Consider the following 26,145-nt stretch of genomic DNA (forward strand, 5'->3'; position numbering starts at 1 on the left):
CCATCCGCGATGGCAGGCTCGCCAATGCCTGATATACGCCTCAATGGGCCCTTATTAAGATCGGCTTCACCTGAACAGTCGTTTGTTGGTGGACGACCTTCTAAAAATAATAAGTTGGCTCCATGAGGTTCCTCCATGAAAAACCTGGCTTCCACGGTCACGGCCGATGCTGTTCCGGTAGACGCTGATGGTAAGCTCAGCAGCTCCCAGCGCTATGTCACCCTGGGTGGCTCATGGGCCGCCTGGCTGTTTGATGCACTGGATGCGACGGTTTTCGGTTTTGTGCTGCTGGCGATCGCCAAGACCTTCTCCGTCGGCCTGAACGACGTGGTCTCCACGGTGGCCTGGTTTCTGCTGGCAACCGGGATCGGCGGTTTTTTCCTCGGCAATATCTCCGACAAGATCGGCCGCAAGAAAACCATGATGCTCTCGGTGTTCGTCTATGGCAGTGGCACCTTGCTCTGCGGTTTTGCCGACAGTCTCTGGCAACTCAACCTGTTTCGCTTCTGCGTCGGCATCGCCGTCGGCGGCCTGTGGTCCGCGGCCGCGGCGCTGGTCTCGGAAATCTGGCCGCCGGCCGGGCGCGCCAAGGCCTTTGCGGTGATGCAGACCGGTTGGTCGGCCGGCGGCCTGCTGGCGGCGATTTTTGCCTGGAGCTTTCTCGACGCCAGCAACCCCGAATCATGGCGCAAGCTGTTTATCTATGCCTCGATCCCGGCCTATTTCACCCTGGTGTTCATCTGGCTGTTCGTCAAGGAGTCGCCGGTCTGGCTGGCCAACCGCGAGTTCATGCGGCGTAACGCCGACAAGGGCCGCCTGATGGAAATCTTCGGGGCTCAGTACCTGAAAGTGACCTTGCTGGGCCTTAGCATTTCGGTGCTGGGCATGTACGGCTACTGGATCATCACCACCTTCATGCCGGCCTATCTGCAGAACATCCTCAATGTGCGCATCGATCAGGCGCCGGTGTTCGTGATCTGGATCGGTATCGGTGCGACCATCGGTTACCTGGCCTACGGCTATCTGGCGGAAAAAATCGGCCGCCGCCTGGCGTTCGCGATCTTCTTTGCCGGCATGGCGATCATGGTGCCGGTGTTCGCCTACTCGGCGACCCTGATGCCATTGACCGACGGCAAGCTACTGTTCACCAGTGGCAACGTGCTTACCCTGGGTTCGCTGGCGGCACTGCTGGGTTTCTTCACCGGTTACTTCAGTGGCTTCGGTGCCTGGTACTCGGAACTCTTCCCGACCAGCATCCGCTCCACCGCCTCGGGCTTCTGCTTCAACTTCGGTCGGGTCGGCGCCATTGCCGGGATCAAGCTGGTGCCGGTGCTGATTCCGCTGATCGGCTTCACCGCGACCATTTCTCTCGCCTCTGTTTCCTATGCCATCGCCGCGCTCATGGTGTTCACGCTGCAGGAAACCAAAGGCGTCCAACTTACCAGCGGCAACTGATCCGCCCCCTTGATAGAGAACCGACCCATGAAAAACTTCCGAATCGGCCAGATTGTGCCCAGTTCCAATACCACCATGGAAACCGAGATCCCGGCGATGCTGACCTCGCGCTACTCGCTGTTTCCCGAGGAACACTTCACGTTCCACTCCTCGCGCATGCGCATGATGCACGTCAGTCCCGAAGAGCTGAAAAAGATGGATATCGACAGCGATCGCTGTGCGCTGGAGCTCAGCGACGCACGGGTCGATGTCATGGCCTACGCCTGCCTGGTGGCGATCATGTGCCAGGGCGCCGGTTACCACAAAGTCTCCCAGGAGCGCCTGGGCAAAACCGTCGCCGGCAACCACTCGAACGCCCCGGTGTTGAGTTCCGCCGGCGCGCTGATCGACAGCCTGAACCTGCTCGAATACAAGAAGGTCTCGATCATCACGCCGTATATGAAGCCCCTGACCCAGCAGGTCATCGACTATATCGAGGCGGCCGGGATCGAAGTGGTCGACTCCATCAGCCTGGAAGTCTCCGATAACCTGGCGGTCGGTCGCCTGGACCCGATGAACCTGGTGGCCCACGCCGACAAGCTGAATATCGGCCAGGCCGACGGCGTGGTGCTGTCGTGCTGCGTACAGATGCCCTCGCTGCCGGCGATCCAGATCGTCCAGGATCGCCTCGACAAACCGGTGCTGTCGGCGTCGGTGGCAACGGTCTACCAGATGCTGAAACATCTCGGCCTCAAGGCCCAGGTGCCGAACGCCGGGCATCTGTTGTCCGGGGCGTTCTGAGTCGGCAGCGGACGGGGTACTATGGGCGCCACTCAGGCCCGTATGCCCCGGTACCGCCCATGAAGCTCGATCCCGTCTCCTTGCGACTCTTTGTCAGTGTCATCGAAGAGGGCACCATTGCCGCCGCCGCCAAGCGCGAACATATCGCCGCGGCGGCGGTGAGCAAGCGGCTCAGCGAGCTGGAAGAGCTGCTCGAGTCGAAACTGCTCAATCGCACCAACAAGGGCATCACCCCCACCGACGCCGGGCTGTCGCTGCTGTTCATGGCCCGCAGTGCGCTGAACAACCTCAACGAAATCGTCGTGCAGATGCGCGATTACTCCCATGGTCGGCGTGGCTCGGTGCATGTCCTGGCCAATATCTCGGCCATCACCCAGTTCATGCCGGGGCTGGTCAAGTCCTTCATGACCGCGTACCCGCTGATCAATATCAGCCTGGAGGAACAGCAGAGCCTGGCGATTACCAAGGCGGTGGCGGAAAACCGCGCCGAGATCGGTATCTTCACCCGTCTGCCCCATGGCGCGGACATCGAGGTCTTCCCGTTCCGCAGCGACCGGCTGGTGCTGCTGGTGCCCGACGATCACCCGTTGGCGGCGCGGGAGTCGGTCAGCTTCGGTGAAACCCTGGATTATGAATGCGTCGCCTTGCGCAGCGGCACCCACCTCAATTTCCAGTTGATCAAGGCCGCCAACGACCTGGGCCGCTCGTTGAAAATCCGCATGGAAGTGTCCAGCTACGACGCGCTGTGCCTGATGGTGCAGGCCGGGGTGGGCATCGGCATCATGCCGCAGGGCAGCGTGGGGATTTACAACCTGAGCGGGACCCGGGTGGTCGGACTCGACGAGACCTGGGCCTGCCGTGAACTCAGTGTCTGTGTGAGGTCCCGTGAGGCGCTGTCGGTCGCGGCGGGACTGTTTCTCCAGCACCTGATCGCGCAGCGCTGAGCCTCAGCGCTGCGCGGCGGGGCTTATTGGTGCGCGCCGGCGCGCTTGAGCAGGCGCTTGCAACGTTCGGACAGATGAAACATCTGCAGGTGCTTGCCGGCCTTCTCGTAGCGCTCGCGCAGGGTCTTCAACGCGGCAATGGCCGAGTAGTCGACGAAGTTCAGGTGGCGGCAGTCGAGGGTCACCTGGGCGGGGTCGTTGGCCGGGTCGAACTGATTGAGAAAGGGCGCCGTGGAGGCAAAGAACAGGGTGCCATGGAGGCGGTAAAGCTTGCTGCCGTCGGCCTCCAGATGGCTGTCGGCGTACAGCTCCCGGGCCTGCTGCCAGGCGAAGTTGAGCGCGGCGACGACGATCCCGCAGAGCACGGCGGTGGCGAGGTCGGTGAACACGGTGATGACGGTCACCGCGAGGATTACCAGCACGTCATTCAGCGGCACCTTGTTCAGGACCCGTAGCGAGGCCCAGGCAAAGGTCTGTTGCGCAACCACGAACATGACGCCGACCAGGGCTGCCAGCGGAATACGCTCGATAAAGGGTGAGAGGAACAGGATAAACAGCAGGATCATCACCCCGGCGACGATCCCGGACAGCCGGCCGCGGCCACCGGAACTGAGGTTGATCACGGTCTGGCCGATCATGGCGCAGCCGCCCATGCCGCCGAACAGGCCGGAAACCATGTTGGCCACGCCCAATGCCGCGCATTCGCGATCCGGGTAGCCGCGGCTTTCGGTGATCTCGTCGGTCAGGTTCAGGGTCAGCAGGGTTTCCAGCAGGCCGACCATGGCCATCAGGAACGCGTAGGGGGCGACGATCCGCAGGGTTTCCAGGTTCCATGGCAGTTGCGGCAGGGCCAGCACCGGCAGGCCACCGGCAATATGCGCCATATCGCCGAGGGTACGGGTCGGCAAATCGAGCAGGTACACCGCCAGGCCCACGCCAAGGATCGCCACCAGTGCCGGCGGCACGCTGCGGGTCAGGCGCGGTAGCAGGTAGACGATGGCCATGGTCAGCAGCACCAGCCCGCTCATCAGGTACAGCGGCTTGCCACTTAGCCAGGTTTCGCCGCTCTTGAAGTGTTCCAGTTGGGCCAGGGCGATGATGATCGCCAGGCCGTTGACGAAACCGAGCATCACCGGGTGCGGGACCATGCGCACCAGCTTGCCCAGCCGCAGCAGGCCGAAGGCGAGCATGATCAGCCCGCCCAGCAGCACGGTGGCGAGCAGGTACTGCACGCCGTGTTGCACCACCAGCGCGACGATCACCACGGCCATCGACCCGGCGGCGCCGGAGATCATGCCCGGGCGTCCGCCCAACAGCGCGGTCAGGGTGCAGATGATAAAGGCGCCGTACAGGCCCATCAGTGGATTGAGGTGGGCGACCAGGGCGAAGGCGATGCATTCGGGCAGCAGGGCGAAGGCGGTGGTCAGTCCGGCCAGGGCGTCGGCGCGCAGGCGTTGGGGTTTCATGGCGTACCTGAAAGACGAGCCGGCAGCACCGGCGGCGAAAAGAAGGGGGCGGATGGTACGCAATTGAATGGGCGGCGGCCAGTTAGCGCAGTTCGGCGAGGCTTGCCTGGATCAACTCGGACAGCTGTCGTACCGCCGCTGTCGGCGCCGCCACGGCCTGGTGCAGGACATAACCGAGCATGGGCAGCGCCGGCAGGCTTTCAATCAGCGCAAGCTGAGGGGGCAGGCCGATGCGGGTGCGTAAAGTGATACCGAGTCCGGCCGATACGGCGGCCCAGATGCCACTGACACTCGGGCTGGTCAGCACCACTCGCCAGGGGATACGCGCCTGGTCCAGGGCTTTGGTTGCCGCGCTGCGCAAAATGCATGGCGCATCGAAGACCACCAGGGGCAAAGGCAGGTTGTCGGCAGGAGAGGGCGCCGGCAACTCGCGCGAGCCGATCCAGTGCATCTGCGTTTCACCGAGGCGCGTGGCGTGCGGGGTGCTGGCGCCGGCTTCCCAGGCCAGCGCCAGGTCCAGGCGGCCATTCTCGATCCTCGATAACAGCTCGGCGTTGCGGGCGATGCTGACCTCAAGGCTGACCAGTGGGTGGACCCTGGAAAAACGCCGCAGCACGTCGCTGAGCAGATGTTCGGCGAAATCATCCTGCAAGCCGATGCGCACCGTGGCTTCGATACGGGCGCCTTGCAGACGGCTGACGCGACTACCTGGGCGGGCCGCGCAGCGAGGACTTTGTGCTGATTGCGATTACCGCCGGGCGCATCAGGGATACCGCGACGAAACAGTGCTTTTATCGGCGGTTGGTAGAGCGGCTGAGTGTGGCGCCGGGGATTGATCCTGAGGATGTCATGGTGGTGATCAGCACCACCCAGGCCGATGAGTGGTCGTTTGCGGGAGGGCGGGGTAACTGACACACCGCCTGACCCGGGCAAGACCGGTTATCATGCGCGGCCCTTCGCTGCCGACTGCCGAGGGTGCGTCTCAACCCTCGGAGCCCGATGTTCGATGTCCACGATCACCTTGTTTGAAACCCCGCCCCCGGAGTCGATCCATAGCCAGATCCAGCAGATGGTCGTGGATTACGTCACCGACGTCAGTCAGGTGGCTATTGCGCCGAGCAACCCGCTCTACAACCTGTATCAGTATGGCGTCGGTTATGAGGTGCATCTCTATATGCAGGCGATGGACGGCTCCAAGGGCCTGGCCGTCGAATTGATCGTGGCAACCGATGCCCGGGATCCCGAGAAGGTCATCGGTTTCCTGCTGTATTTACCGGTCAAGGATGATCCGCAAGCCTGCTCGATCGCTTATATGGCGGTGCGTGAAGGCCATCGGCGCCAGGGTGTGGCGCGTGCGATGCTGCAACCGGTGCTCCAGCGCTATCCCCACGCGGAACTGGCCTGTGTCGTCGGCAAGGTGCCAGTGTTCGAGGCCCTGGGTTTCCAGGTGCTGGCCGCGCGCGGGCCGCAGGTATTGATGAATACCCGTGACCACGGCACGGACGGGCTGGTGGCGGTGCTGGATATCGCGCCGATCTATCGTTCCCTGGAGGTGCGACAGATTCATGCCTACCTGTTGCAACAACACGGCAAGCGCGCGATGGTCGACGCCGAGAAGCAGCGTGACCGCCAGCTCGACCAGATGACCCGCCACGCCAGGGCTTTTGTCCTGGAGCGGCTGGGCGACCATTGATAGTTACGGGGTGCCGAACATCGCGGTCCAGTAGATCCCGGAATCGCTCTTCGGGTCCACCACGTAGGCCGCGCCCAGCTCACGGAATCGTGGATTCATCAGGTTGGCGCAGTGACCGGGGCTGGCCAGCCAGCCGTCGACCACCTTGCGTACGGTGTCCTGGCCGGCGGCGATATTTTCGCCGATCATCTGGCCGTTGTAGCCCGCCAGCTCGGCCCGATCCCCCGGCATGTGTCCGTCACGGTCCTTGTGATCGAAGAAGTTGTTGTTGGCCATATTCCGGCTATGGCCTTCAGCGGCGCTCGCCAGTACCGCGTTCCAGGCCAGGGGCGTGGTGGCGGCGAACGCCTGGCCGCCGCATTGGTGCGCTTGCGTGCGGGCGCTGTTGATCTGCTCGAGCAGTTTCTGGCCTTCCGCCTGCCAGTCGCCCAGGCGCGCGCTCAGCAGCGGCCGCGCCAGCACGATGCGCCATTCACGTCCCTCGCGGTTGACGCCGATATCGACGAACTGCGGGTTCAGCACCACCTGGCAGAAACTTTCCTCCACCGCTTTCATCGCCGCCGCCGCGTCACGTGGCCCCGAGAGGCTGATCGCCTGCACGGTGACCATCGGATACGCCTTGGCACTCAGCGCCTGCTGCAAGTCGCCCGGGTTATTGATGGGCAACACCAGGCGGGGATCGCTGACCAGTGGCGGCAACTCCAGTGAGGCCTGGCTTCCACAGCGCTGCACCTGGCTGCGGTAGTGGTTGATCGAGTCAACCAGTTGCACCTGATCAACAGGGGCGGCGTTGGCCGCGAACACCGGGCCCAGCGTCAGCGTGGCCAGACCGATAAGCGATGGTATGAAGCGCATGGGCATCTCCCTGGGACGGACTGCGCCCATCATGCCGGATTTCCCACTGCAGGAGCACTTGAACCTTGGCCGGCTTATCCTACAATTTCGGTAGGTTTTCTCTGTGTAAAGGCGAGGCATTTTCATCCAGTCACGTAGCTGAGGTATTATGTCGCAGCACGGAAGCGTCTAGCGTGCCTATCCGAGGTGACCGGACGTCGAAGGAATCGAGAAAAAAGCCTTACTGGCTGAGTCGTATGAGCTGACAGATTGCGCTTGTCGACCAGGTCCGGGCAGAGGCAAACAAAATGAGTGTCACCCAACGTAGCTGAAGCCAATGACTAATAAAAAGTCAGCGCAGGAGGGACATGAACGTGAGGCCGGTGGTTTTTCATGGGCCTTGTATGTCTACCTATCCTAGGTATTACCGAATGTTGAAGAAACTGAACACAGCACTGCTGGGGCTGGCAGTGACGATGGGCGCGATGTCCGTACACGCGGCCGAGACAAAGAAAGTCGATGTGCTACTTATCGGCGGGGGCATCATGAGTTCGACCCTGGGGATCTGGCTCAATGAGTTGCAGCCGGACTGGTCGATGGAAATGGTCGAGCGCCTCGATGGCGTCGCCGAAGAAAGCTCCAATGGCTGGAACAACGCCGGTACCGGTCACTCCGCCCTGGCCGAGTCGAACTACACGCCGTACGACAAGAACGGCAAGATCGATATTTCCAAGGCGATCGAGATCAACGAGTCGTTCCAGATCACCCGTCAGTTCCTGTCCTGGCAGGTCCGTCAGGGCGTGCTGAAGAACCCGCATTCGTTCATCAACTCGACGCCGCACATGAGCTTCATGTGGGGTGACGACAACGTCAAGTTCCTCAAGGATCGCTACGCGGCGCTGCAGACCAGCCCGCTGTTCAGCGGCATGCAGTACACCGAAGATCAGGAACAGATCAAGAAGTGGGTCCCGCTGATGATGGAGGGGCGTGATCCGAAGCAGAAGATCGCGGCCACCTGGACGCCTATCGGCACCGACGTGAACTTCGGCGAAATCACCCGCCAGTACGTCGCTTACCTGCAGGCCCAGCCTAACTTCAAGCTGAAGCTGTCCAGCGAAGTCGAGGACATCAAGCGCAATGACGACGGCACCTGGCGCGTCACCTACAAGAACCTGAAGGACGGCAGCGAAACCGCGGCCGACGCCAAGTTCGTGTTCATCGGTGCCGGTGGCGGTGCGCTGCACCTGCTGCAGAAGTCCGGCATCCCTGAGGCCAACGACTACGCGGCCTTCCCGGTCGGCGGTTCGTTCCTGGTCACCGATAACCAGGACATCGCCCTCAAGCATATGGCCAAGGCCTACGGTATTGCTTCGACCGGCGCGCCACCCATGTCGGTTCCGCACCTGGACACCCGTGTGCTGGATGGCAAGCGCGTGATCCTGTTCGGGCCATTCGCGACCTTCTCCACCAAGTTCCTGAAGAACGGTTCGTACTTCGACCTGCTGACCAGTACCACCACCCACAACGTCTGGCCGATGACCCGCGTCGGGATCGAGCAGTACCCGCTGGTGGAGTACCTGGCCGGTCAGTTGATGATGTCGGATGACGACCGCTTCAACGCCTTGAAAGAATACTTCCCTGAAGCGAAGAAAGAAGACTGGCGCCTGTGGCAAGCCGGTCAGCGCGTGCAGATCATCAAGCGTGACGAAGAGAAGGGCGGCGTCCTGAAACTCGGTACCGAGGTGGTCACCGCCAAGGACAACAGCATCGCCGGCCTGCTGGGTGCATCGCCAGGTGCTTCCACCGCCGCGCCGATCATGTTGACCATTCTGGAACGGGTCTTCAAGGACCAGGTTGCGACGCCTGCCTGGCAGGAAAAACTGCACCAGATCGTGCCGAGCTACGGCACCAAGCTGAACGGCAACCCTGCAGCGGTCCAGAAAGAATGGGACTACACCGCTGAAGTCCTGCAGCTGACCAAGCCTCCGGTGATCGGTCAGACCGCTGCTGCGCCAGCCGCACCGGCTGCGACTGACAAGCCAAAAGCCGACACTCCAGCGGCTGACATGGCGCTGTAAAGACCCGGCCTCGCTTCGGCGAGGCGCTGTAAACCGAAGAACACCCATTGCCCGCTCATGCGACCGGCCAGTGGGTGTTTTTTTATGTCCACGAAAAAAGGCTTTCGGCGAACGATGGATATCACTCAAGGTCAGGGACAGGCTTAGGCCATCCATCCTGCCCATGGAGTTTGTCCATGAAGGTGTCGATAAACGTCGACACCGCCAGGGGCAACTGGCGCCGGCTCGGATAGATCACGTTCATGCCCTGGCTCTTGCGCTGGTAACCGGGCAATACCGGCACCAGCAGGCCTGCCTGGACATCGAGGCGAGCCATGGTCGGCGGCAACAGGACGATGCCCAGGCCCGCCAGGGCGGCCTTGCGCAGCGCCTGGGCGGTGTTGGCGCTGAAGCGGCCGCTGACCTGCACTTCCTCCATGACGCCGGCCGGGCTGCTCAGGCGCCAGGTGGCGTGGCCGCTGGGGTGTGGGGCGCTGATGCAGTCATGTTGAACCAGCGCCTGCAAGGTCAGCGGCACGCCATGCGTCGCGAGATAGGCTGGGCTGGCCACCAGGCCGTCGCTACGGGGCCCCAGCAGTTGGCGTCCGACAAAGGCCGAATCCTGCAGGGGGCCGGCGCGAAAGGCGACGTCGATCTGTTCGGCGATCAGGTCGGCCTTGGCGTCGCTGAGGACGAAGTCGAGCTTGACCTGGGGGTAACGGGCGAGAAATTCGGCGACCCAGTCCATCGGGAAAAACTCGAAGAAGTCGGCGGTCGCCGCCACCCGTACCAGGCCACTGGGAACCTGGCTGCCGCCTTGCAGCTCGTGGCTGGCGTCGAGCAGACCGTCGACGGCCCCGGCGCAACGGGCATGGAAGGCCTGGCCGGCGCCGGTCAGCGTCAGCTTGCGGGTGGAGCGTTGCATCAGACGCGTGTCGAGCCGGGCTTCGAGCTGCTGGATTCGCCGGCTCAGGGTATTGGCCGGTACACCCAGGTGCCGAGCGGCCTCGGCAAAGCTGCCGTAGCGTACCACCTGGACGAACATGGCAATTTCATTCAGGTCGAGCATGGCGAAATTACTCACATAAATGGATGAGTGAAATCCAATTATGCCATCTAGTCCGGTAATAGAGAGCAATCCATACTGCGTCGCAACTGGCCCGGGACCGCGTTTGCATTGATTGCCGTCCCGGGATTTATCCGATCATTTTTCAGGAGCATTCCCCATGCCGGCAAGTACCGCCATTGCCCGTACCCCGCAGCGGCGGACCATTGTTCATCGGACCCACGGCAGTACCCACGGGGCGATTACGCGCCTGGTAAGTCCCGGCGACCTGGGCGCGTGGCTCAAACCGTTCGTCTTTCTCGATCGTTTCAGCTTCCAGACGAAAGCCGGTCAGCCGGGGTTTGGCATGCACCCGCATTCCGGCATCGCCACGTTGAGCTATTTGAGCGAAGGCGAGTTTTTCTATGAAGACAGCACCGGCGAAAAAGGCCGCCTGCTGGCCGGTGGTGTTGAATGGATGCAGGCCGGCAATGGTGTCTGGCACACAGGTTCGATCGTGCCAGAGGTCAGCCATGTGCGCGGCTTTCAGCTCTGGGTGGCGTTGCCGGCGGCCGATGAGAATGCTCTGGCACGCAGCCAGTACCTGACCCCGTCGCAGGTGCCACAGGAAGGACCGGCGCGGGTGCTGCTGGGGCGCTACGGTGAGGCGCAAAGCCTGATCGCGGCCCCCGCGCCGATGAACTACCTAGCCGTACACTTGAAAGACGGTGAACGCTGGACCTACACACCACCGGCCGGTCACAGCGTGGGTTGGCTGGCGGTCGATATCGGCCAGCTTGACGCCGGTGACGCTGGCGGGCCGCTCGGCGAGGGTGAATTGGCGATTTTCGAGGAGCGCGAGGAGGTCATCGATCTCGTGGCCCGGGGTGATACCACCTTCGTGCTAGGCTCAGCGCACAAGCATCCCCATGAACTGGTGCTGGGCAATTATTCGGTGCATACCAGCGCCGCGGCGCTGGCCCGGGGCGAGGCCGAGATTCTCCATATCGGTCGACGTCTGCGTGAGGAGGGGCGTCTGTAACCGATCGGGTACACGGCTTTCTGCTCTCTGTCAGACACTGGTCGCATTTTTCTGGATATTATTCGGTGCCCGCGCAATGATTAGCGGCAAAAGGCCATCTTCCCCGGCCGACTGAACGACTCGGATTGACGACAACAGGTACTGATGAAAAAACTCACGACAGTCGAGCAGATGTTGTTGCGTGATCGCGAAGAAGAGGAGCGGCTGGCCGCCCTGCATGCCTTCGACCTGATGGATGTTGCCCGCGAAGAGTGTTTCGAGCGGATCTGCCGGTTGGTCGCCTCGCGCTTTCAAGCGCCGGTGGCGATCGTCAGCCTGATCGACAAGGACCGCCAGTGGTTCCTCGCCACCACCGGCTTTTCCGCTCAGCAAGCGCCCGAGCTGGAGTTGTCGTTCTGTGCCCACACGATCCGCCAAAGCGGCGTGTTCGTGGTCGACAACGCCTGCCTGGACCCGCGTTTTGCCGACTTCCCCCTGGTCCAGGGCGACGGTGCGCTGACGTTTTATGCCGGCGCGCCCCTGCGTACCGACGGCGGCTATGCCATCGGCAGCGTGTGTATCCTCGATACGGTAGCCCACGACCTGACGCCGGAAGACCACGCGGCCCTGGAAGATTTCGCCGCGCTGATCATGCAGTTGATCGAGCGCCAGCACCTGCTCAAGCGTGTGGATGCGGTCAGCGGCCTGCCCAACCGTACGCAGTTTCTCTCCGACCTGCAGGGCTTGATCCAGGCCGGCGAGATCCGCAAGAGGGTTCTGGTGACGGTCGATGCCCTGGACACCGATTGGGCGCACCGTTTGACCGTGGCGGAGGGCATGGTGCCCTTCGAAGCGGTGCTGCGGGATATGGCCTCGCGGATCCAGGCGTTTATCGGCACCGGGATCAAGATCTATCACGTGATGGTCAAGGGCTTTGCCTTCACCATGCAGATGGACGCCGTCGAGGCGCGGGGCTTTTTACCGCGGCTGGTGGATTGGCTGCGCCGGGCGCCCATCAGCGAGAATCTGCCGATGGTACCCACGGTCTGCGCGGGGTTGCTGGAGTTCGAGGGGGGCTCGGAAACGGCCCGGGAGCTGCTGCGCAAGGGCTTGTTCGCCCTGGAGACCGCCCGGCAGAAAGCCCAGCCCTATGCCTATTACAACCATCAGGACGACGTTACCTTCCGCCGTCTGTTCAGCCTGTTGCCGGATATCACGCCGGCCCTGAAGGCCGATGATGTGTTCCTGGTCTATCAACCGCGCTTCTCGTTGCGCGATGGCGCGCACCTGAGTGCCGAGGCGCTGATTCGCTGGAACCATCGGTTACATGGCTTTATTTCGCCGGCGGAGTTCATTCCGATTGTCGAGAAAAGCTCGCTGATCCATTCGGTGACGGATTGGGTGATCGAGCGGGTTGTGACGCTGATTGCCAACACCGGTTATGCCCGGGACAAGAAAATATCCCTCAACCTGTCCTCGCGGGATTTTTACGGGCGCAATGTCGCCGATGTCATTGCCCAGCGCTGTGGGGCCCATGGGGTCGACCCGGCAATGCTCGAGGTTGAAATCACCGAAGGCGAGTGGCTGCGTTCCAGCGCCGGGGTGATCGAGCAACTTCAGCAACTGAGGGATATGGGCGTCGATGTGGCCATCGACGACTTCGGTACCGGCTACAGCAACTTCTCTTATCTGCACAAGATCCCGGCCAATATCCTCAAGCTCGATCAGTCGATGATTTTCGACCTGGAGCACAGTGCCCAGCATCAGCGGGTGGCCAAGTCGATCATCGGCGTGGCCCGCGACCTGGGCTACCGGACGGTGGCCGAGGGCGTGGAAAGTTTCGGCTGCCTGGAAATACTCAAGCACTTCGGCTGTGACGAGGCCCAAGGCTACTTTCTTTCCAGGCCGGTCGAAGAGGCACTGTATTTCCAGCAGGCGGCACTGGATCGGTTCCCCCTGAAGACGGGCTGAGGCCCGCCTTCAAACGCCCCGTGGCAGGCGTCCGGAGACAAAGTGACTGACATCGTTGAAACCCGGGGTGGACGCATGCCCCGGAGTCACCAGCGAGTCGACGAAGGCTTCGTCCTCGGCGCTGATCTTCACCGTCAGTGCCTTGGTGTAGCTGTCCCATTGCTCCTCGGTGCGCGGGCCGACAATCGCCGAGCTGACCGCCGTATTGTTCAGCACCCAGGCAATCGCGAACTCCACCAGGCCGACGCCACGCTGTTGGGTATACGCCTGCAACTGCTGGGCAATGCGCAATGATTCCACCCGCCATTCGGTCTCGAGGATGCGCTTGTCCTGGCGTCCGGCCCGGCTGTTGGCATCCGGCGCGACATCCGGGGCGTATTTGCCGCTGAGCACGCCACGGGCCAGCGGGCTGTAGGGCACCACGCCGAGGCCGTAGGCGGCAGCGGCGGTGATCTGCTCGGTCTCGGCCTGGCGGTTGACGATGTTGTACAGCGGTTGGCTGATCACCGGCTTGTCCACCCCCAGGCGCTCGGCCACGCGGATCACTTCGGCAATCCGCCAGCCGCGATAGTTGGACAGGCCCCAATGGCGGATCTTGCCCTGGCGCAACAGGTCGCCGATGGCCGATATGGTGACCTCCAGCGGGGTGCTGTGGTCTTCGCGGTGCAGGTAGTAGATATCCAGGTAGTCGGTGCCCAGGCGTCCGAGGCTGGCTTCGATGGCATTGAACAGGTGCTTGCGGCTCAGGCCGCTGCGGTTCGGCTTGCCGTCCACCGGGCCGAAACCGGCCTTGGTCGCGAGGATCCACTCATGGCGATGGCGGGCAATCGCTTCGCCGACGATTTCCTCGGAGCGCCCGCCGGTGTAGACGTCGGCGGTGTCGATAAAGTTGATGCCCTGGTCCCAGGCCTTGTCGATGATGCGCAAGGAGGTTTCGGTGTCGGTTTGTTCACCGAACATCATGCTGCCCAGTGTCAAGGTGCTGACTTGCAATCCGGAATGGCCGAGGGTGCGGTAACTCATGAACAACATCCTTTTGCACGAAAGAGAAGGTGCTCATCAGATACCAGAATACCGCTGTTGAGCAATCCCTCAATCAACTCACCGATATCCGACAGCCTTGTCAGGGGAAACTGCGCAAAAGTTTCATGTAGTCCGGTGCTCTCCAGGGAACGGGCACGGCAATGTCAACTACTTGACCGTTCGTCGGAACTGTCAATTCTGACAGGTTGTTACAGTAGTCCGAACTAAAGTCATATATAGCCAAGAGACCCGCTTGTCCGGCGAGTACAGTTGTAAAGGCCATCAGGACATAACCCCGTTCAATATGGAGAGACATGATGCTTAATTCGAAACGTCTTAAGGCGCTGGCCATGGCGATCGTTGTTGCCCAGGCGGCTGTGGTCCCGATGGTGATGGCGCAGGCGCAAGTTGCGCCGACGACTCAGACCCAGAAGGTCACTTCCGAGAAGGCTGGTATTCAACTTGCCACGAAAAAGCACAAGAAGCACAAAAAACACGCCAAGAAAGCCATGACCTCCACGACTCAAAGCGTGAGCGCGAACGCCACCGTCTGACTCTAGTCATTGGGGGAAACGTGCCCGAGGGACGACAGCGATGTCGAGCCTCGGGCTTTTTTATGGCCGCTGTTTCACGCCGCCCGCAAGGTGCGGGTCATGCGCAGGGCCAGCAGGCTGCCGGCGACGATCACCGCGGCCAGCACATACAGGGCCGCATCGGTGGAGCCGCTGGCATCCTTGACCCAGCCCACCAGGTACGGGCTGAGGAAACCGGCCATCTGGCCCATGGAGTTGATCAACGCCAGGCCACCGGCGGCCGCGCCGGCGCTGAGCAGGGCGGTGGGCACCGGCCAGAACATCGGCAGGCCGGTGAGGGCACCCATGGTCGCAATCGTCAGGCCGAGAATGGCAATGGCCGGCGAAGTGGCGAAATTGACCGCGATCAACAGGCCGACGGCACCCATCAACATAGGTACCGCCAGGTGCCAGCGACGCTCCTTGCGCAGGTCGGCGGAGCGGCCCACCAGCAACATGAACACTGCCGCCAGCAGGTAGGGAATCGCACTGAGCCAGCCTATGACCAGGTTGTCGCTGAATCCCAGGTTCTTGATAATCGACGGCAACCAGAAGTTGATGGCGTAGACGCCGCTCTGGATGCAGAAATAGATCAGGCCAAAGGCCCAGATCGCCGGGTTCTTGAACACTTCACCCAGGGAGTCGCTGACAGCCTTGGGTTTGTTCGCGGCATCCTCGGCCTGGTCGTCTTCGAGTACGGCGCGTTCCTCGGTAGTCAGCCACTTGGCGTTGGCGAATTTGTCCGCCAGCAGGAAAAACGCCGCGATGCCCAGGGCAATGGTCGGGATCCCTTGCAACAGGAACATCCACTGCCAGCCGGCAAGGCCGCCCTGACCGGCGGCAAAGTGGTTGAGGATCCAGCCGGAGAAAGGACTGCCGAGCAGGCCCGAGACCGGGATCGCCGACATGAACAGGGCCATGATCCGCCCACGGCGGAAGCTCGGGAACCACTGCGAGAGGTACAGCACCACGCCGGGGAAGAAGCCGGCTTCGGCGGCCCCGGTGAACAGGCGCAAGGTATAGAACTGGATCGGCGTGCTGACGAACAGCAGGCAGGTCGACAACACGCCCCAGGTGATCATCATCAGGGCAATCCAGCGCCGCGGACCGAAGCGACTCAGCGCCAGGTTGCTCGGCACGCCGCAGAGCACGTAGCCGATAAAGAAAATCCCGGCCCCGAGGCCGTAGATGGTTTCGCTGAATTTCAACGCGTCGAGCATCTGCAGCTTGGCAAATCCAACATTGACCCGGTCGAGGTAGTTGAACAGGTAGCAGATGAAGATAAAGGGGATCAGGCGCAGGGTGATGCGCTTGTATACGGCGTTTTTCAAGTCAGCGGTGGCCTGGGATATCGCGGCGCTCTGTGACATGGCGGTCTCTCTTTATTATGATTTTTTGCGAGGCAAGGGTAACTTGATCGCCCTGTGAGTCTCGGTCACCCCGGTCTTGCTGTCTTTGTGCCAGTGCACAGGGTTTGCCGGTGTACCCTGTGCTGCTGAACAAACGTTCGTTGATCCCCCTGAACCAAGGACCCTACCGCTATGTTCGAACTGGACCATGACCTTGCGCAGGATATCGTCGATCGTACGATGGCCATTCTGCCGTACAACGTCAATGTCATGGACAGCCAGGGCCTGATCCTGGGCAGCGGCGAGCCGGGGCGGATCAATACCCGCCACGAGGGTGCGCAGTTGGTCTTGGCCAATGGCCGGGTGGTGGTGATCGACGAGCAGGCGGCCAAGTGCCTGAAGGGCGTGCAGCCAGGGATCAACCTGCCGCTGATGCACGATGAGCGGCTGATCGGCGTGCTGGGCATTACCGGTGAGCCGGAGCAATTGCGTACTTACGCCGAGCTGGTGCGCATGACCGCCGAAATGCTGGTCGGCCAGCGCCATCAGCAGGCTGAACGGCAGTGGCGGCGCCAGCGCTGTGATGATCTGCTGGCCTTGTTGCTCAGTGACGAGGGCGACTCGCCGCGTTTGATCGACGAGGCCCGGCAGATGGGGCTCAAGCCGCAGTTGTCACGGATTCCCTATCTGTTCGAGCTGGACCCGGGGCAGAGTGCCGAAGCGCTGATGGCCTGGTTGCAGTCGCGTTATCCCGACAGTTGGTGCGTGAGTGGGTCGACCGCCTCGCTGCTGTGGTGTCGGCCGGCGACGGCGATCCTCGACGATCAGCGTCTGCTGGAGAAGCTCGACAGCCTGGGTTGGAAGATCGCCCGAGTCGCCGCGGGTGGGCAGGCTGACGGTTTGCAGGGTTTGCGCCGCTGCTATCGTCGGGTCGGTGATTTGCTTGCTTATGGCCGGGAGGTCTTGCCCCACAGTCGTTTGTTGCACCTCAATCGCTATCGCCTGCCGGTGATGCTCTGGCGGCATCGCAGCGACGATGCGCTGGAAGAGTTGCTCAAGCCGCTGCGCAAGGTGATCGCCAAGGACAGCAACGGCCAGTTGCTCGCCACCTTGCGCAGTTGGTGCGAGCATGACGGTCAGAGCCAGGGCTGTGCCGAGGCGTTGGGGATTCACCGCAACAGCCTGCGCTATCGGATGGAGCGGATTGCCGAGATCAGTGGTGTCGACCCGCTGCGCCTGGACGGGATGCTGGCGTTGTACCTGGGGGTGCAATTGTTGCCCCACAGCGAATCGCCGGTGCCGGCCGCTGGGGGCGCTTTGTAGGAATGAACAATAAAGCCCTCCCGGGCTTGTGCAGCAGACCGGCGTCATTCCCTGTTTCAACTGGCAGCATGGACGCCACAAGAACTGGAGATCGTCCCCATGAAAATCATCATCGCCCCCGATTCGTTCAAGGACAGCCTCAGCGCCGAAGGTGTGGCCCGAGCGATTGCCGAAGGCCTGGCCCAGGTAATGCCCGAGGCGCAGCTGATTGAATGCCCGATGGCGGATGGCGGCGAGGGGACGGTGGCGGCGGTGTTGGCCGTGTGCAACGGCGAGTTGCGCCAGCAGCGGGTGCGCGGCCCCCTGGGCACACCGGTGGACGCGCATTGGGGCTGGTTGCCGGCCAGCGCCACGGCGATTATCGAGATGGCCGAGGCCAGCGGTTTGCAGCTGGTTCCGAGGGAACAGCGCAATGCCTGCATCACCAGCACCTTCGGCACCGGCGAGTTGATCCGCGCGGCCCTGGATGCCGGTGCGCAACGGGTCATCCTGGCGATTGGCGGCAGCGCCACCAACGACGCTGGTGCCGGTGCCTTGCAGGCCTTGGGTGTAGGGCTGTTCGATGCCCGGGGACAGGTGGTGCAAGCGGGGGGCCTGGCCTTGGCCGGTGTCGCGCGGGTGACCCTTGAGGGGCTGGACCCGCGTCTCGACCGGGTGCGTTTCGAGATCGCCGCCGATGTAAACAATCCCTTGTGCGGGGAGCAGGGCGCTTCGGCGATCTTCGGCCCGCAGAAAGGCGCGACACCGGCCCAGGTGCGTGAACTGGACGCGGCCCTCGGGCATTTTGCCGATCTGTGCGCGCAGGTGCAGGGCCAGGATGTGCGTGATGAGCCGGGCAGCGGTGCGGCGGGCGGCTTGGGCTTTGCCGCCAAGGCCTTCTTCGGGGCGTGCTTTCGTCCCGGTGTGGAGGTGGTGGCGGAACTGGTGGGGCTGGCCGAGGCGGTGCGCGGCGCTGATCTGGTGATTACCGGCGAAGGTCGCTTCGACGCCCAGACCCTGCGCGGCAAGACCCCGTTCGGCGTGGCGCGGATTGCCCGGGAGCAGGGCGTGCCGGTGATCGTGCTGGCAGGGACCCTCGGTGAAGGTTATGAGCAGATGTACGCCCATGGGGTCGACGCGGCCTTTGCCCTGGTGTCCGGGCCGATGAGCCTGGAGCAGGCCTGTCGTGACGCGCCACGGCTGTTGAGCGCGCGAGCCGGGGACATTGCCCGGGTCTGGAAGCTGGCGGCAGGGCCTGTCCGTGAAGAATGATAATGCGCGGTGTCTCCTCGGGCCATTCAGGGCTAAGCTTGCGATCAGTCCAGGTTTCGGACTTGTCTGCCCGGAGATGTTCAATGGCTCGTGCCCGCCCGCAACTGATCAGCGCAAAGCTTGCAAAACTGCACCCCACCCAAGTCACCGTCGGCCTGCAAGAGGTCGCCCTCAAGCAAGCCCAATGGCAGACCCTCAAGCGCAAGGAGCGCGAAGCCGCCCTCGATAATCACTGGTTTCCCTGCGTCCTCGGGCCTGAAGGCCGGCACTACATCGTCGATCACCACCACTTCGGCCTGGCGCTGATGCAGGAGGAGGTGAAGAAGGTCTCATTGGTGGTGCTCAAGGACCTCTCGTTCGTCGAACCCGCCAGCTTCTGGACCATCATGGACTTCCACCAGTGGGTCCATCCCTACGATGCCAAGGGCATTCGCCGCGGTTACGACAAAGTGCCCGGGTCTATCGGCGAACTGCAGGACGACCCCTATCGCAGCCTTGCCGGCGCCTTGCGCCGGGTCGGTGGGTTCGCCAAGGATGTCACGCCCTTCAGCGAGTTTCTCTGGGCCGACTTCTTCCGCACGCGGATCACCGTCGCTGAACTCAATGCGTCCAGCGAGCACCTGCAGGCAACCGCCCTCAAGCTGGCTCGCAGTCAGGCCGCGCGTTATCTGCCGGGTTGGAGTGGTCCGATCGATGCCTGAGCCGTCCGCACTGCCCACCCCGATGCCCGCCGCGCAACCGAAACGCGGCTGGGCGGATCTGATTGCCGGGCTGTCGATTGCCGGTTTGCTGTTACCCGAAGCGGTCGCCTATTCGAGCATCGCCAACGTGCCACCCCAGGCCGGGGTTATCGCGTTGTTTGCCGGGCTGTTCTGCTACGGCCTGTTCGGCACCAGCCGTTACGCCATCGTCTCCGCCACCTCCTCGTCGGCCGCGGTGCTGGCGGCGGCGACGGTCTCGGTGGCGGGGCCCGACATGGCGCTGCGCCTGACCATGGCCATCGGCCTGGTGATGATCACTGGCCTGATGTTCCTGCTCGCCGGTTTGTTCAAGCTGGGCAGCGTCACGTCCTTCATCGCCAAGCCGGTGCTACGCGGTTTTGCCTTCGGCCTGGCGGTGACCATCATCCTCAAGCAGGTCGCGAGCATCGTCCATGTGAGTCCCGCCCACAGCGACCTGATCCGCTTCGTGCCCGAATTGCTCAGCCAGTTGCCGCGCTGGAACTGGGCCGGGGTCGCGGTGGCGGTGGTCGCCCTGGTACTGCTCTCGGTACTGGGCCGCTACCGGCGCCTGCCGGGCGGCTTGCTGGTGGTGATGCTCGGTGTGGCTGCCGGCAAATGGCTGGATTTGCCCGGCTATGGCGTCGACCTGATCGGTGTGATCGACCTGCAACTGACGGTGCCGTCGCTGCCGCGCCTGGCGTTTTCCGACTGGCTGAAGCTGGTGGAACTGGGCTTTGCCATGGTGATGATCCTCTACGCCGAGTCCTATGGTTCCATCAGCGCCTTTGCCCTCAAGCACGGCGATCGGGTGAACTCCAACCGCGACCTGCTGGTACTGGGCGGCGCCAACCTGTTGTCCGGCCTGTTCCATGGCATGCCCGCCGGTGCCGGCTACTCGGCGACCTCGGCCAATGATGCGGCGGGTGCTACCTCACGGTTGGCCGGGGTGGTGGCGGCGTTGGTGGTGCTGGTGATCGTGCTGACCCTGTTGCCGCTGATCGCCCTGACGCCGGAGCCGGTGCTGGCGGCCATCGTTATTCATGCCTTGACCCGGGCCCTGAGCCTGGAGCCCTTGCATCGCTACTTCGTCTGGCGCCGCGACCGGGTCCTGGCGATCTGCGCGGTGGCCGCGGTGCTGCTGCTCGGGGTGCTGGACGGTCTGCTGGCGGCGGTGGCGATCAGCCTGATGCTGATGTTGAGGCAGATGTCTTCAGCCTCGGTCCAGGTGCTCGGGCATATTGCCGAGGGCCATGATTTCGTCGACTGCCAGCTGCATCCCCAGGCACGGGAAGTCCCCGGGGTGCTGATCGTGCGCCCGGGCGAGCCGTTGTTCTTCGCCAACGCCGAACGCATCCTTGGCAGCGTCTCGCGGCGGGTTCGCGAGCAAGGTGAGGCCGTGCATTCGGTGATTCTCAGCCTGGAGGAGTCACCGGACCTGGACGGCACCAGCCTCGAAGCCCTGCAGGACTTCATCATGCGTTTCCCGACCGAGGGCAAGCGGCTGCTGATCGCACGCTTGAAGCACGAGGCGCATCAGGCCCTGCTGGCGCTACCGAGCGAGACGCTGGCACAGGTGACGCTCAGTGACTTGAGCGTGTTTGCGGTGGTGCAATCGGTCATGGAGGAGGGCAATCAAGCCAAGGAAGTGGAAGCTCAATAGTTCAGGGGGGCTGTCACAGTTTGTGGGCGCCTACGTCGTGACAGCCCCTCTGATAGTTACTATGATCGTCGCACTTTATTGGATACCGGCTGATTGTGCCGGGCAAGCTGGAAACCCATCATGCAGATCAAGCGATTCACCCTCGTCAATTTTCGTGGGATCGAGCGTATCGAGCTCGACTTCAAGGAGCGAACGACTGCGCTTGTGGGGGTTAATGGTGTCGGCAAATCGTCGATTCTGGATGCGTTGGCTATTGCGCTTTCCAGCCTGACGTCCAGGATCATCGACCAAGCTTCAAAGTCTCGGTCTATATCTCAAGACGATATCCGCATAGGTTCAGAGTACACCCGCCTGAGCACTGTCACCCAATGGGACAGTCTGTCAGAGGAGCTGAGCTGGGCCATTGCATTAAATCGAAAATCAGGCAAACACCCGGAAGAGCGTAGCAGTGATCTGGCGCGTTTGAACTCAGCTGTGAATTCGTTGGCTAATGCAATAGCCCATTACGAACTCGTTGAGTCCAGCGAGATTCAAGCTCCCCTGGCTGTCTACTACGATGTACATCGTGCTGTTCTTGAGGTACCTCTTCGTGTTAGAGAACGATTGAATAACGCTATTGCCGAGGGGTATGAGGATGCGCTGGGTCATGGCGGAGCAGATTTTAAACGATTTTTTATCTGGTTTAGAAACCAGGAAGATCTGGAGAATGAAAAGCGTCGCGATGACTCGGACTTTCGTGATGTAGAGCTTTCTGCGGTTCGCGAAGCCATCGAGATATTCACAGGATTCAAGGATATCCGAATCAGACGTAAACCTTCTTTGCGGATGACCCTTCTTAAGGGGGATCGTGAGCTTAACATTTTGCAGCTCTCGGATGGTGAGCGTTGCCTGCTGGCAATGATAGGGGATTTGGCACGTCGGCTGACACTGTTGAATCCAGGAATCAAGGAGCCTTTGTTGGGACGAGGTGTGGTCTTGATTGATGAGTTGGATCTTCATCTTCATCCTGCATGGCAAAGGACCGTGGTATCCAATTTGGAAAGAACATTCCCTAATTGCCAGTTCATCATTACCACGCACTCACCGCAAATTCTTGGAGAGTTGCCAGCAACAGCAGTGATGCTTCTCAAGGAGGGCGGTTATATTGGCCATCCCGAACGATCGCTGGGATTGAGTAGCGGAGAGGTGCTTGAGGAGTTGATGGGAGGGAGGGCCCAAAGCCTGATAGCCAGTGGTCCTCTTAGTGTCATCAGGCGCTTGCTGGAGGACGACAAGTTCGATGAGGCCCAGGCGGGATTGGACGTATTACGCCACAAGGTCGGGGACATTCCTGACGTCCTGGAAATTCAGAGCAGTATTGATTCTCTGAGGTGGATTGAAGAGGACCGTCCATGAGGAGTATTCAAAAAGGAGTTGAACCCCCAGCGCTGACTGCCTGGAAACATGCCAATCGTCGCTCCCCCCAGAATCTGACTTATTCCGGCGGAGGTTTCCCGACAGAAGACGTGCGTCGTGCACTCCTGCTGGAGCAGTTTCATCTGTGTGCTTATACGATGCGGCGGTTGTTGACTCAGCAGAAATGTTCAACCAAAGTTGAGGTGGTTGCGGGTAAGGAGACGGCGCTCAGTTGTCATATTGAACATATCTATCCTCAGGCAGAGCATCAAAGTCGGAGCATTGATTATACGAATATGGTGGCGTGCTTCCCGCCCAGTCAGGGATCGACGGCTTGTGCGTTCGGGGCGGTTGAGAAAAAGAATTATGATCCTGCGCAAGAGCCTTTCGAATCGCCGCTCGGACAAAACGCGAGTACCCAGTTCTTTTTTCATGAGAGTGGTTTGGTAGAAGGACTTTCAGACCGAGCCAGGAAAACTGTAAAAGTGTTGAATTTAAATGCGTCAGTCTTGGTCAATGATCGCAAGGCCGTTATTCGGGGGGCAATAAAGCCTGGAGGTAAGTACCTTAGCTCAACGGCAGCGCTGCAAGTTGTCAGGAAAATGGGTATTCCCGACGCTCAACATTGCCTTCCTGCTTACTGTGAAGCCATCAGGCAGTTAGCCCAGCGTCTCGCCAAAAAGCAACAGGGGCGTGAAGCTGGGCTACGTAAGCAAGCCCGTAAGTGATAAAGCGCAAAATGGACGATGTAGCTACGCCAATGCCATCGAGTCGATGAGTTTCACCCCGGCGGTTTCCATCTCTCCCAGCGCACGTTGCAGTGAGCCGTCCAGGTCGATGGCCCGGCAGGCGTCGATGATCAGCAGGGTGCTGAAACCCGCCGTCCGTGCATCCAGGGCCGACCAGGCGACGCAGTAGTCCAACGCCAGGCCGACCAGATAGACCGTATCGATACCCCGTTCCTTCAGATAACCGGAAAGGCCGGTGGGCGTACGCCGGTCGGCTTCGACGAAGGCCGAATAACTGTCGATCTCGCGGTTGCAGCCCTTGCGCACGATCAATTGCGCATGGGGCAGGTCCAGGTCCGCATGCAGCTGCGCGCCGTGGCTGCCTTGCACGCAATGGTCCGGCCAGAGGGTTTGCGTGCCATAGGGTAGTTGCACGCTGTCGAAGGGCGCATGGCCCGGATGGCTGCTGGCGAACGAGACATGGCCGCGGGGATGCCAGTCCTGGGCGATGACCACATTGCGAAAGCGGGCGCCCAGGCGGTTGATCAGTGGCACGATCTCGTCGCCGCCCTGGACCGCCAGTTGGCCGCCGGGAATGAAGTCATTCTGCATATCGATCACGACCAGGGCGCAACGCGGGTCGTTCAGGGGCGGCAGGTTGTGAGACGGGGACATGGGACCTCCTTGGAAATTGGGTTCGGCCTCGAACAGTCTAGTCGTTGTGCTTGCGCCAGGCGCCGCCTCGGACCGTCGGTGGTCGGCCGCGAGACGGGTAGGTTATTGGCCTGGCAGGCGCCCGGCCACATCGCCTGGTTCAACTGGCGAAACGCTGCCTGAGCAGGTCGGCCATATTGTTCAGCTCCGCCACCGAGTTGCGCCCGATCAACATGTAGGCATAGGTCGGCCCGGACCAGAACACCACATTCATGCCATGGCGCACTTCCTGGGCCATGGCCCGGGTCCCGGTTTTCGAGTGGGTGATGCACAACGCCAGCGGCCCATGTTGCGGGTCCAGGTAGTTGATCTGGGCAATCGGTATATGTTCGTACTCGAGCATCTGCGCGCGTTTGAGTTGCACAACCGGCAGTTGCACCTGGGCGGGGTCAAGCGCCAGCCCGAGGTACTGCTGGACACTTTGCAACTGGGCCCGGTGAGTGGCGTCGTCGCCGGGCAGGTTCTCCAGGGTCTGTGCCGTGTACAGCGCCATATAGTCGGCCACCAGCCCACGCCAGCTGATTTCGCTCGACGGCGGGGGTGTCTGCCAGACCTGGAACAGTCGATCCGCGGCAATCCCCGCGACCATGAAGCTGGCGGCCACGGCGAGGAAACGGCGTCGACTCATCGGCGTCGCGGCCTTTTTTTCTGTCGGCAGGCTGTGCAGCATGGTCTCCAGTCGAGCCTGGGGCGCCTGTTCGAGCAGTTCGTCATAGGCTTGCTGGAACGGCAGTTCGCTGCGCATCAGCCACTCGAGACGCTCGGCCACGCTTTCGTCGCGGGCCAGCGCGGCCTCGATCCGGCTGCGTTCCTCGGCGTCCACTTCGTCGTCGAGAAAGGCCACCAACTGTTCATCGGTCGGGGTGTAGTGCGAGAGCTGGTCAGTCATCGCCGTTCTCCGCTGTTGGCGCTGGGCACGGCACGCAGGGGCGGATGTTCCGCCAACTTCACCCGTGCGGCGGCCAGCCGGCTCATGACCGTACCGATGGGTACTTCGAGCACCTGGGCCACTTCCTTGTAGGACAGACCTTCGACATAGGCGAGAAATACGGTTTCGCGCTGGGCGTCGGGCAGGGCGTCGACGCGCCGGATCACCTGGGAGGCCAGGACGTGGGTCTGCGCCACCTGTTCGCCGTCAAAGCTCAAGGCTTCGTCGGCATCCACCAGGCCCTGGCCGCGGCGAACCCGTTGGGAGCGCACTTCATTGAGCCAGATCGAATGCAGGATGCTCAGCAGCCAGCGGTCCATACGCGTGCCCGAGACGAACTGATCGCCTCGCTCCAGGGCGCGGACGCAGGTGGCCTGCACCAGGTCTTCGGCGATATGGCGTTGCCGGGACAGCACCAGCGCGTAACGCCACAGGCGCGGCAGGTGCTGTCCCATCTCGGTGCGTATTTCCTTGTCGCTGGCGATGACAACCTCCGCCTTTAACGGTGATCAGCTGGGAATCGGGTGCGCGATGGCGTCGGCCAGGTCTTCATATTCTTCGCAACCGGTGCCGCAGAGCGACTTGATGCTCTGCAACTGCACCTGGGCCAGGTCGAGGCGGCCCTTGATCACGTAGGCTTCACCGAGGTATTCGCGGACCTGGGCGTAGTTCGGGTCCAGCTCCAGGGCCTGCAGATAGTAGCCGATACCTTCGTCGGTACGGCCCAGCTTACGGGTGGCGTAACCGCGATAGTTCAGGGCCTTGGCGGTATTGGGTTGCTTGAGGGTGTCGAGCAGATCCAGGGCGGCTTGATAGTCCCCGTTCTTGGCCAGGCGGTAGGCGTAGTCGGTGCGGTCTTCGTCGGGAGTCAGGCTGCTGACAAACGGCACGCAGGCCTTTTTGGCTTTGTTCCACACCTGCCCCTTGGGGCAGGTCGGCGGCATCGATTCCGGTTTTTCGCCCGAGGCGAATGCCGGCGTGCTCAACAGGGCCGCGGCCATGCAACTGGCCATCAGGAAAGGAACCGCGAAGGTGGCTTTGATGCTCATCGGTAATGCTCCGGTATCTGTTGGCTAGTAAACACTGATGCGTCGGGTTTTATTCGTGGCCACTGAAATTTATTTGCGACGCCTGTCGATCGCAATGCTTGTTATGGATTGAACACCTGATGTTGGGAATTTATTCAAGGCTGCAGAAAAAAATCGCCCATCAGG

Annotated in this window: 23 protein-coding genes and 2 pseudogenes; 15 read left to right on the forward strand and 10 right to left on the reverse strand. The window is 61.8% G+C overall.

What is annotated here, in order from left to right; translation table 11 throughout:
* Positions 1-135 precede the first annotated feature (135 nt).
* From M5C01_RS12005 to M5C01_RS12015, 3 genes are read left to right on the forward strand one after another with little or no spacing between them, the layout of a single operon-like run.
* Positions 136-1,455, forward strand: coding sequence for an MFS transporter (locus M5C01_RS12005; protein ID WP_152738780.1), 1,320 nt, complete (start codon positions 136-138; stop codon positions 1,453-1,455).
* A 27-nt stretch (positions 1,456-1,482) separates the two neighbouring features.
* Positions 1,483-2,235 carry an Asp/Glu racemase gene (locus M5C01_RS12010; protein ID WP_103499078.1) on the forward strand — a complete coding sequence of 251 codons (753 nt, stop codon included), beginning with the start codon at positions 1,483-1,485 and terminating at the stop codon, positions 2,233-2,235.
* 59 nt (positions 2,236-2,294) lie between these two features.
* On the forward strand, positions 2,295-3,179 hold the full coding sequence (locus tag M5C01_RS12015) for a LysR substrate-binding domain-containing protein (RefSeq protein WP_152738783.1): 885 nt from the start codon (positions 2,295-2,297) through the stop codon (positions 3,177-3,179).
* A gap of 23 nt (positions 3,180-3,202) precedes the next feature.
* On the opposite strand, the gene M5C01_RS12020 is transcribed toward M5C01_RS12015, so the two are convergent.
* The gene (locus M5C01_RS12020; RefSeq protein WP_152738786.1) at positions 3,203-4,645 is read right to left on the reverse strand and encodes a SulP family inorganic anion transporter; all 1,443 of its coding nucleotides are present in this window, start codon (positions 4,643-4,645) and stop codon (positions 3,203-3,205) included.
* A gap of 82 nt (positions 4,646-4,727) precedes the next feature.
* Positions 4,728-5,312: pseudogene (locus M5C01_RS12025) on the reverse strand (LysR substrate-binding domain-containing protein); the annotation flags it as partial.
* Positions 5,313-5,350: 38 nt separating this feature from the next.
* On the opposite strand from M5C01_RS12025, the pseudogene M5C01_RS12030 reads away from it, so the two are divergent.
* Together M5C01_RS12030 and M5C01_RS12035 are read left to right on the forward strand one after the other, a co-directional pair.
* Positions 5,351-5,557 (forward strand): annotated as a pseudogene (locus M5C01_RS12030) (tautomerase family protein); the annotation flags it as partial.
* A 94-nt stretch (positions 5,558-5,651) separates the two neighbouring features.
* Positions 5,652-6,338, forward strand: coding sequence for a GNAT family N-acetyltransferase (locus tag M5C01_RS12035; RefSeq protein WP_103499083.1), 687 nt, complete (start codon positions 5,652-5,654; stop codon positions 6,336-6,338).
* Positions 6,339-6,341: 3 nt separating this feature from the next.
* Here M5C01_RS12035 and M5C01_RS12040 read toward each other — a convergent pair whose 3' ends face one another.
* On the reverse strand, positions 6,342-7,193 hold the full coding sequence (locus M5C01_RS12040) for a CAP domain-containing protein (RefSeq protein WP_152738795.1): 852 nt from the start codon (positions 7,191-7,193) through the stop codon (positions 6,342-6,344).
* A 410-nt stretch (positions 7,194-7,603) separates the two neighbouring features.
* Here M5C01_RS12040 and mqo point away from each other — a divergent pair, with 410 nt between their 5' ends.
* Positions 7,604-9,250, forward strand: a complete 1,647-nt coding sequence (gene mqo / locus M5C01_RS12045; protein WP_152738798.1) for a malate dehydrogenase (quinone) — start codon at positions 7,604-7,606, stop codon at positions 9,248-9,250.
* A gap of 121 nt (positions 9,251-9,371) precedes the next feature.
* Here the strand turns inward: mqo and M5C01_RS12050 are convergent, their stop codons facing one another.
* Positions 9,372-10,298: a LysR family transcriptional regulator gene (locus M5C01_RS12050; protein ID WP_152738801.1), complete on the reverse strand. Its 927-nt coding sequence runs from the start codon at positions 10,296-10,298 to the stop codon at positions 9,372-9,374.
* 157 nt (positions 10,299-10,455) lie between these two features.
* Here M5C01_RS12050 and M5C01_RS12055 point away from each other — a divergent pair, with 157 nt between their 5' ends.
* Positions 10,456-11,316: a pirin family protein gene (locus M5C01_RS12055; protein WP_152738806.1), complete on the forward strand. Its 861-nt coding sequence runs from the start codon at positions 10,456-10,458 to the stop codon at positions 11,314-11,316.
* 144 nt (positions 11,317-11,460) lie between these two features.
* On the forward strand, positions 11,461-13,266 hold the full coding sequence (locus M5C01_RS12060) for a sensor domain-containing phosphodiesterase (protein ID WP_247263187.1): 1,806 nt from the start codon (positions 11,461-11,463) through the stop codon (positions 13,264-13,266).
* A 9-nt stretch (positions 13,267-13,275) separates the two neighbouring features.
* Here the strand turns inward: M5C01_RS12060 and M5C01_RS12065 are convergent, their stop codons facing one another.
* On the reverse strand, positions 13,276-14,289 hold the full coding sequence (locus M5C01_RS12065; protein ID WP_103499088.1) for an aldo/keto reductase: 1,014 nt from the start codon (positions 14,287-14,289) through the stop codon (positions 13,276-13,278).
* Positions 14,290-14,603: 314 nt separating this feature from the next.
* Here M5C01_RS12065 and M5C01_RS12070 point away from each other — a divergent pair, with 314 nt between their 5' ends.
* Positions 14,604-14,843, forward strand: coding sequence for a hypothetical protein (locus tag M5C01_RS12070; RefSeq protein WP_152738809.1), 240 nt, complete (start codon positions 14,604-14,606; stop codon positions 14,841-14,843).
* Between the two features lie 74 nt (positions 14,844-14,917).
* Here M5C01_RS12070 and M5C01_RS12075 read toward each other — a convergent pair whose 3' ends face one another.
* On the reverse strand, positions 14,918-16,231 hold the full coding sequence (locus M5C01_RS12075) for an MFS transporter (protein ID WP_103499090.1): 1,314 nt from the start codon (positions 16,229-16,231) through the stop codon (positions 14,918-14,920).
* A gap of 171 nt (positions 16,232-16,402) precedes the next feature.
* On the opposite strand from M5C01_RS12075, the gene M5C01_RS12080 reads away from it, so the two are divergent.
* The 6 genes from M5C01_RS12080 to M5C01_RS12105 all read left to right on the forward strand — a co-directional run bounded on the left by M5C01_RS12080 (position 16,403) and on the right by M5C01_RS12105 (position 23,289).
* The gene (locus M5C01_RS12080; protein ID WP_152738812.1) at positions 16,403-17,533 is read left to right on the forward strand and encodes a sugar diacid recognition domain-containing protein; all 1,131 of its coding nucleotides are present in this window, start codon (positions 16,403-16,405) and stop codon (positions 17,531-17,533) included.
* Between the two features lie 99 nt (positions 17,534-17,632).
* Complete coding sequence (locus M5C01_RS12085) at positions 17,633-18,784, forward strand: glycerate kinase (RefSeq protein WP_152738815.1); 1,152 nt, start codon at positions 17,633-17,635, stop codon at positions 18,782-18,784.
* A gap of 83 nt (positions 18,785-18,867) precedes the next feature.
* The gene (locus M5C01_RS12090; RefSeq protein ID WP_103499093.1) at positions 18,868-19,485 is read left to right on the forward strand and encodes a ParB-like protein; all 618 of its coding nucleotides are present in this window, start codon (positions 18,868-18,870) and stop codon (positions 19,483-19,485) included.
* A gap of 22 nt (positions 19,486-19,507) precedes the next feature.
* Positions 19,508-21,166 (forward strand): SulP family inorganic anion transporter, encoded by a 1,659-nt coding sequence (locus M5C01_RS12095; RefSeq protein ID WP_248764319.1) that lies wholly within the window; start codon positions 19,508-19,510, stop codon positions 21,164-21,166.
* 120 nt (positions 21,167-21,286) lie between these two features.
* Entirely contained in the window at positions 21,287-22,561 is a 1,275-nt protein-coding gene (locus tag M5C01_RS12100) for an AAA family ATPase (RefSeq protein WP_152738821.1), read from the forward strand.
* Positions 22,558-23,289: a hypothetical protein gene (locus tag M5C01_RS12105; protein WP_152738824.1), complete on the forward strand. Its 732-nt coding sequence runs from the start codon at positions 22,558-22,560 to the stop codon at positions 23,287-23,289. Before M5C01_RS12100 ends, M5C01_RS12105 begins: the two co-directional genes overlap by 4 nt.
* Before the next feature lie 24 nt (positions 23,290-23,313).
* On the opposite strand, the gene pncA is transcribed toward M5C01_RS12105, so the two are convergent.
* From pncA to M5C01_RS12125, 4 genes are all read right to left on the reverse strand, one after another.
* Positions 23,314-23,964, reverse strand: a complete 651-nt coding sequence (gene pncA, locus M5C01_RS12110) for a bifunctional nicotinamidase/pyrazinamidase (RefSeq protein WP_152738827.1) — start codon at positions 23,962-23,964, stop codon at positions 23,314-23,316.
* A 139-nt stretch (positions 23,965-24,103) separates the two neighbouring features.
* Positions 24,104-24,892 carry a transcriptional regulator gene (locus M5C01_RS12115; protein ID WP_152738830.1) on the reverse strand — a complete coding sequence of 263 codons (789 nt, stop codon included), beginning with the start codon at positions 24,890-24,892 and terminating at the stop codon, positions 24,104-24,106.
* The gene (locus tag M5C01_RS12120) at positions 24,889-25,386 is read right to left on the reverse strand and encodes an RNA polymerase sigma factor (protein ID WP_152738833.1); all 498 of its coding nucleotides are present in this window, start codon (positions 25,384-25,386) and stop codon (positions 24,889-24,891) included. The genes M5C01_RS12115 and M5C01_RS12120 overlap by 4 nt, the downstream gene beginning before the upstream one ends.
* Before the next feature lie 54 nt (positions 25,387-25,440).
* Entirely contained in the window at positions 25,441-25,980 is a 540-nt protein-coding gene (locus M5C01_RS12125; RefSeq protein ID WP_152738836.1) for a tetratricopeptide repeat protein, read from the reverse strand.
* Positions 25,981-26,145 lie beyond the last annotated feature (165 nt).

Origin of the sequence: Pseudomonas sp. MWU12-2319, from assembly GCF_023242525.1 — a bacterium.
Lineage (GTDB): Bacteria > Pseudomonadota > Gammaproteobacteria > Pseudomonadales > Pseudomonadaceae > Aquipseudomonas > Aquipseudomonas gingeri_D.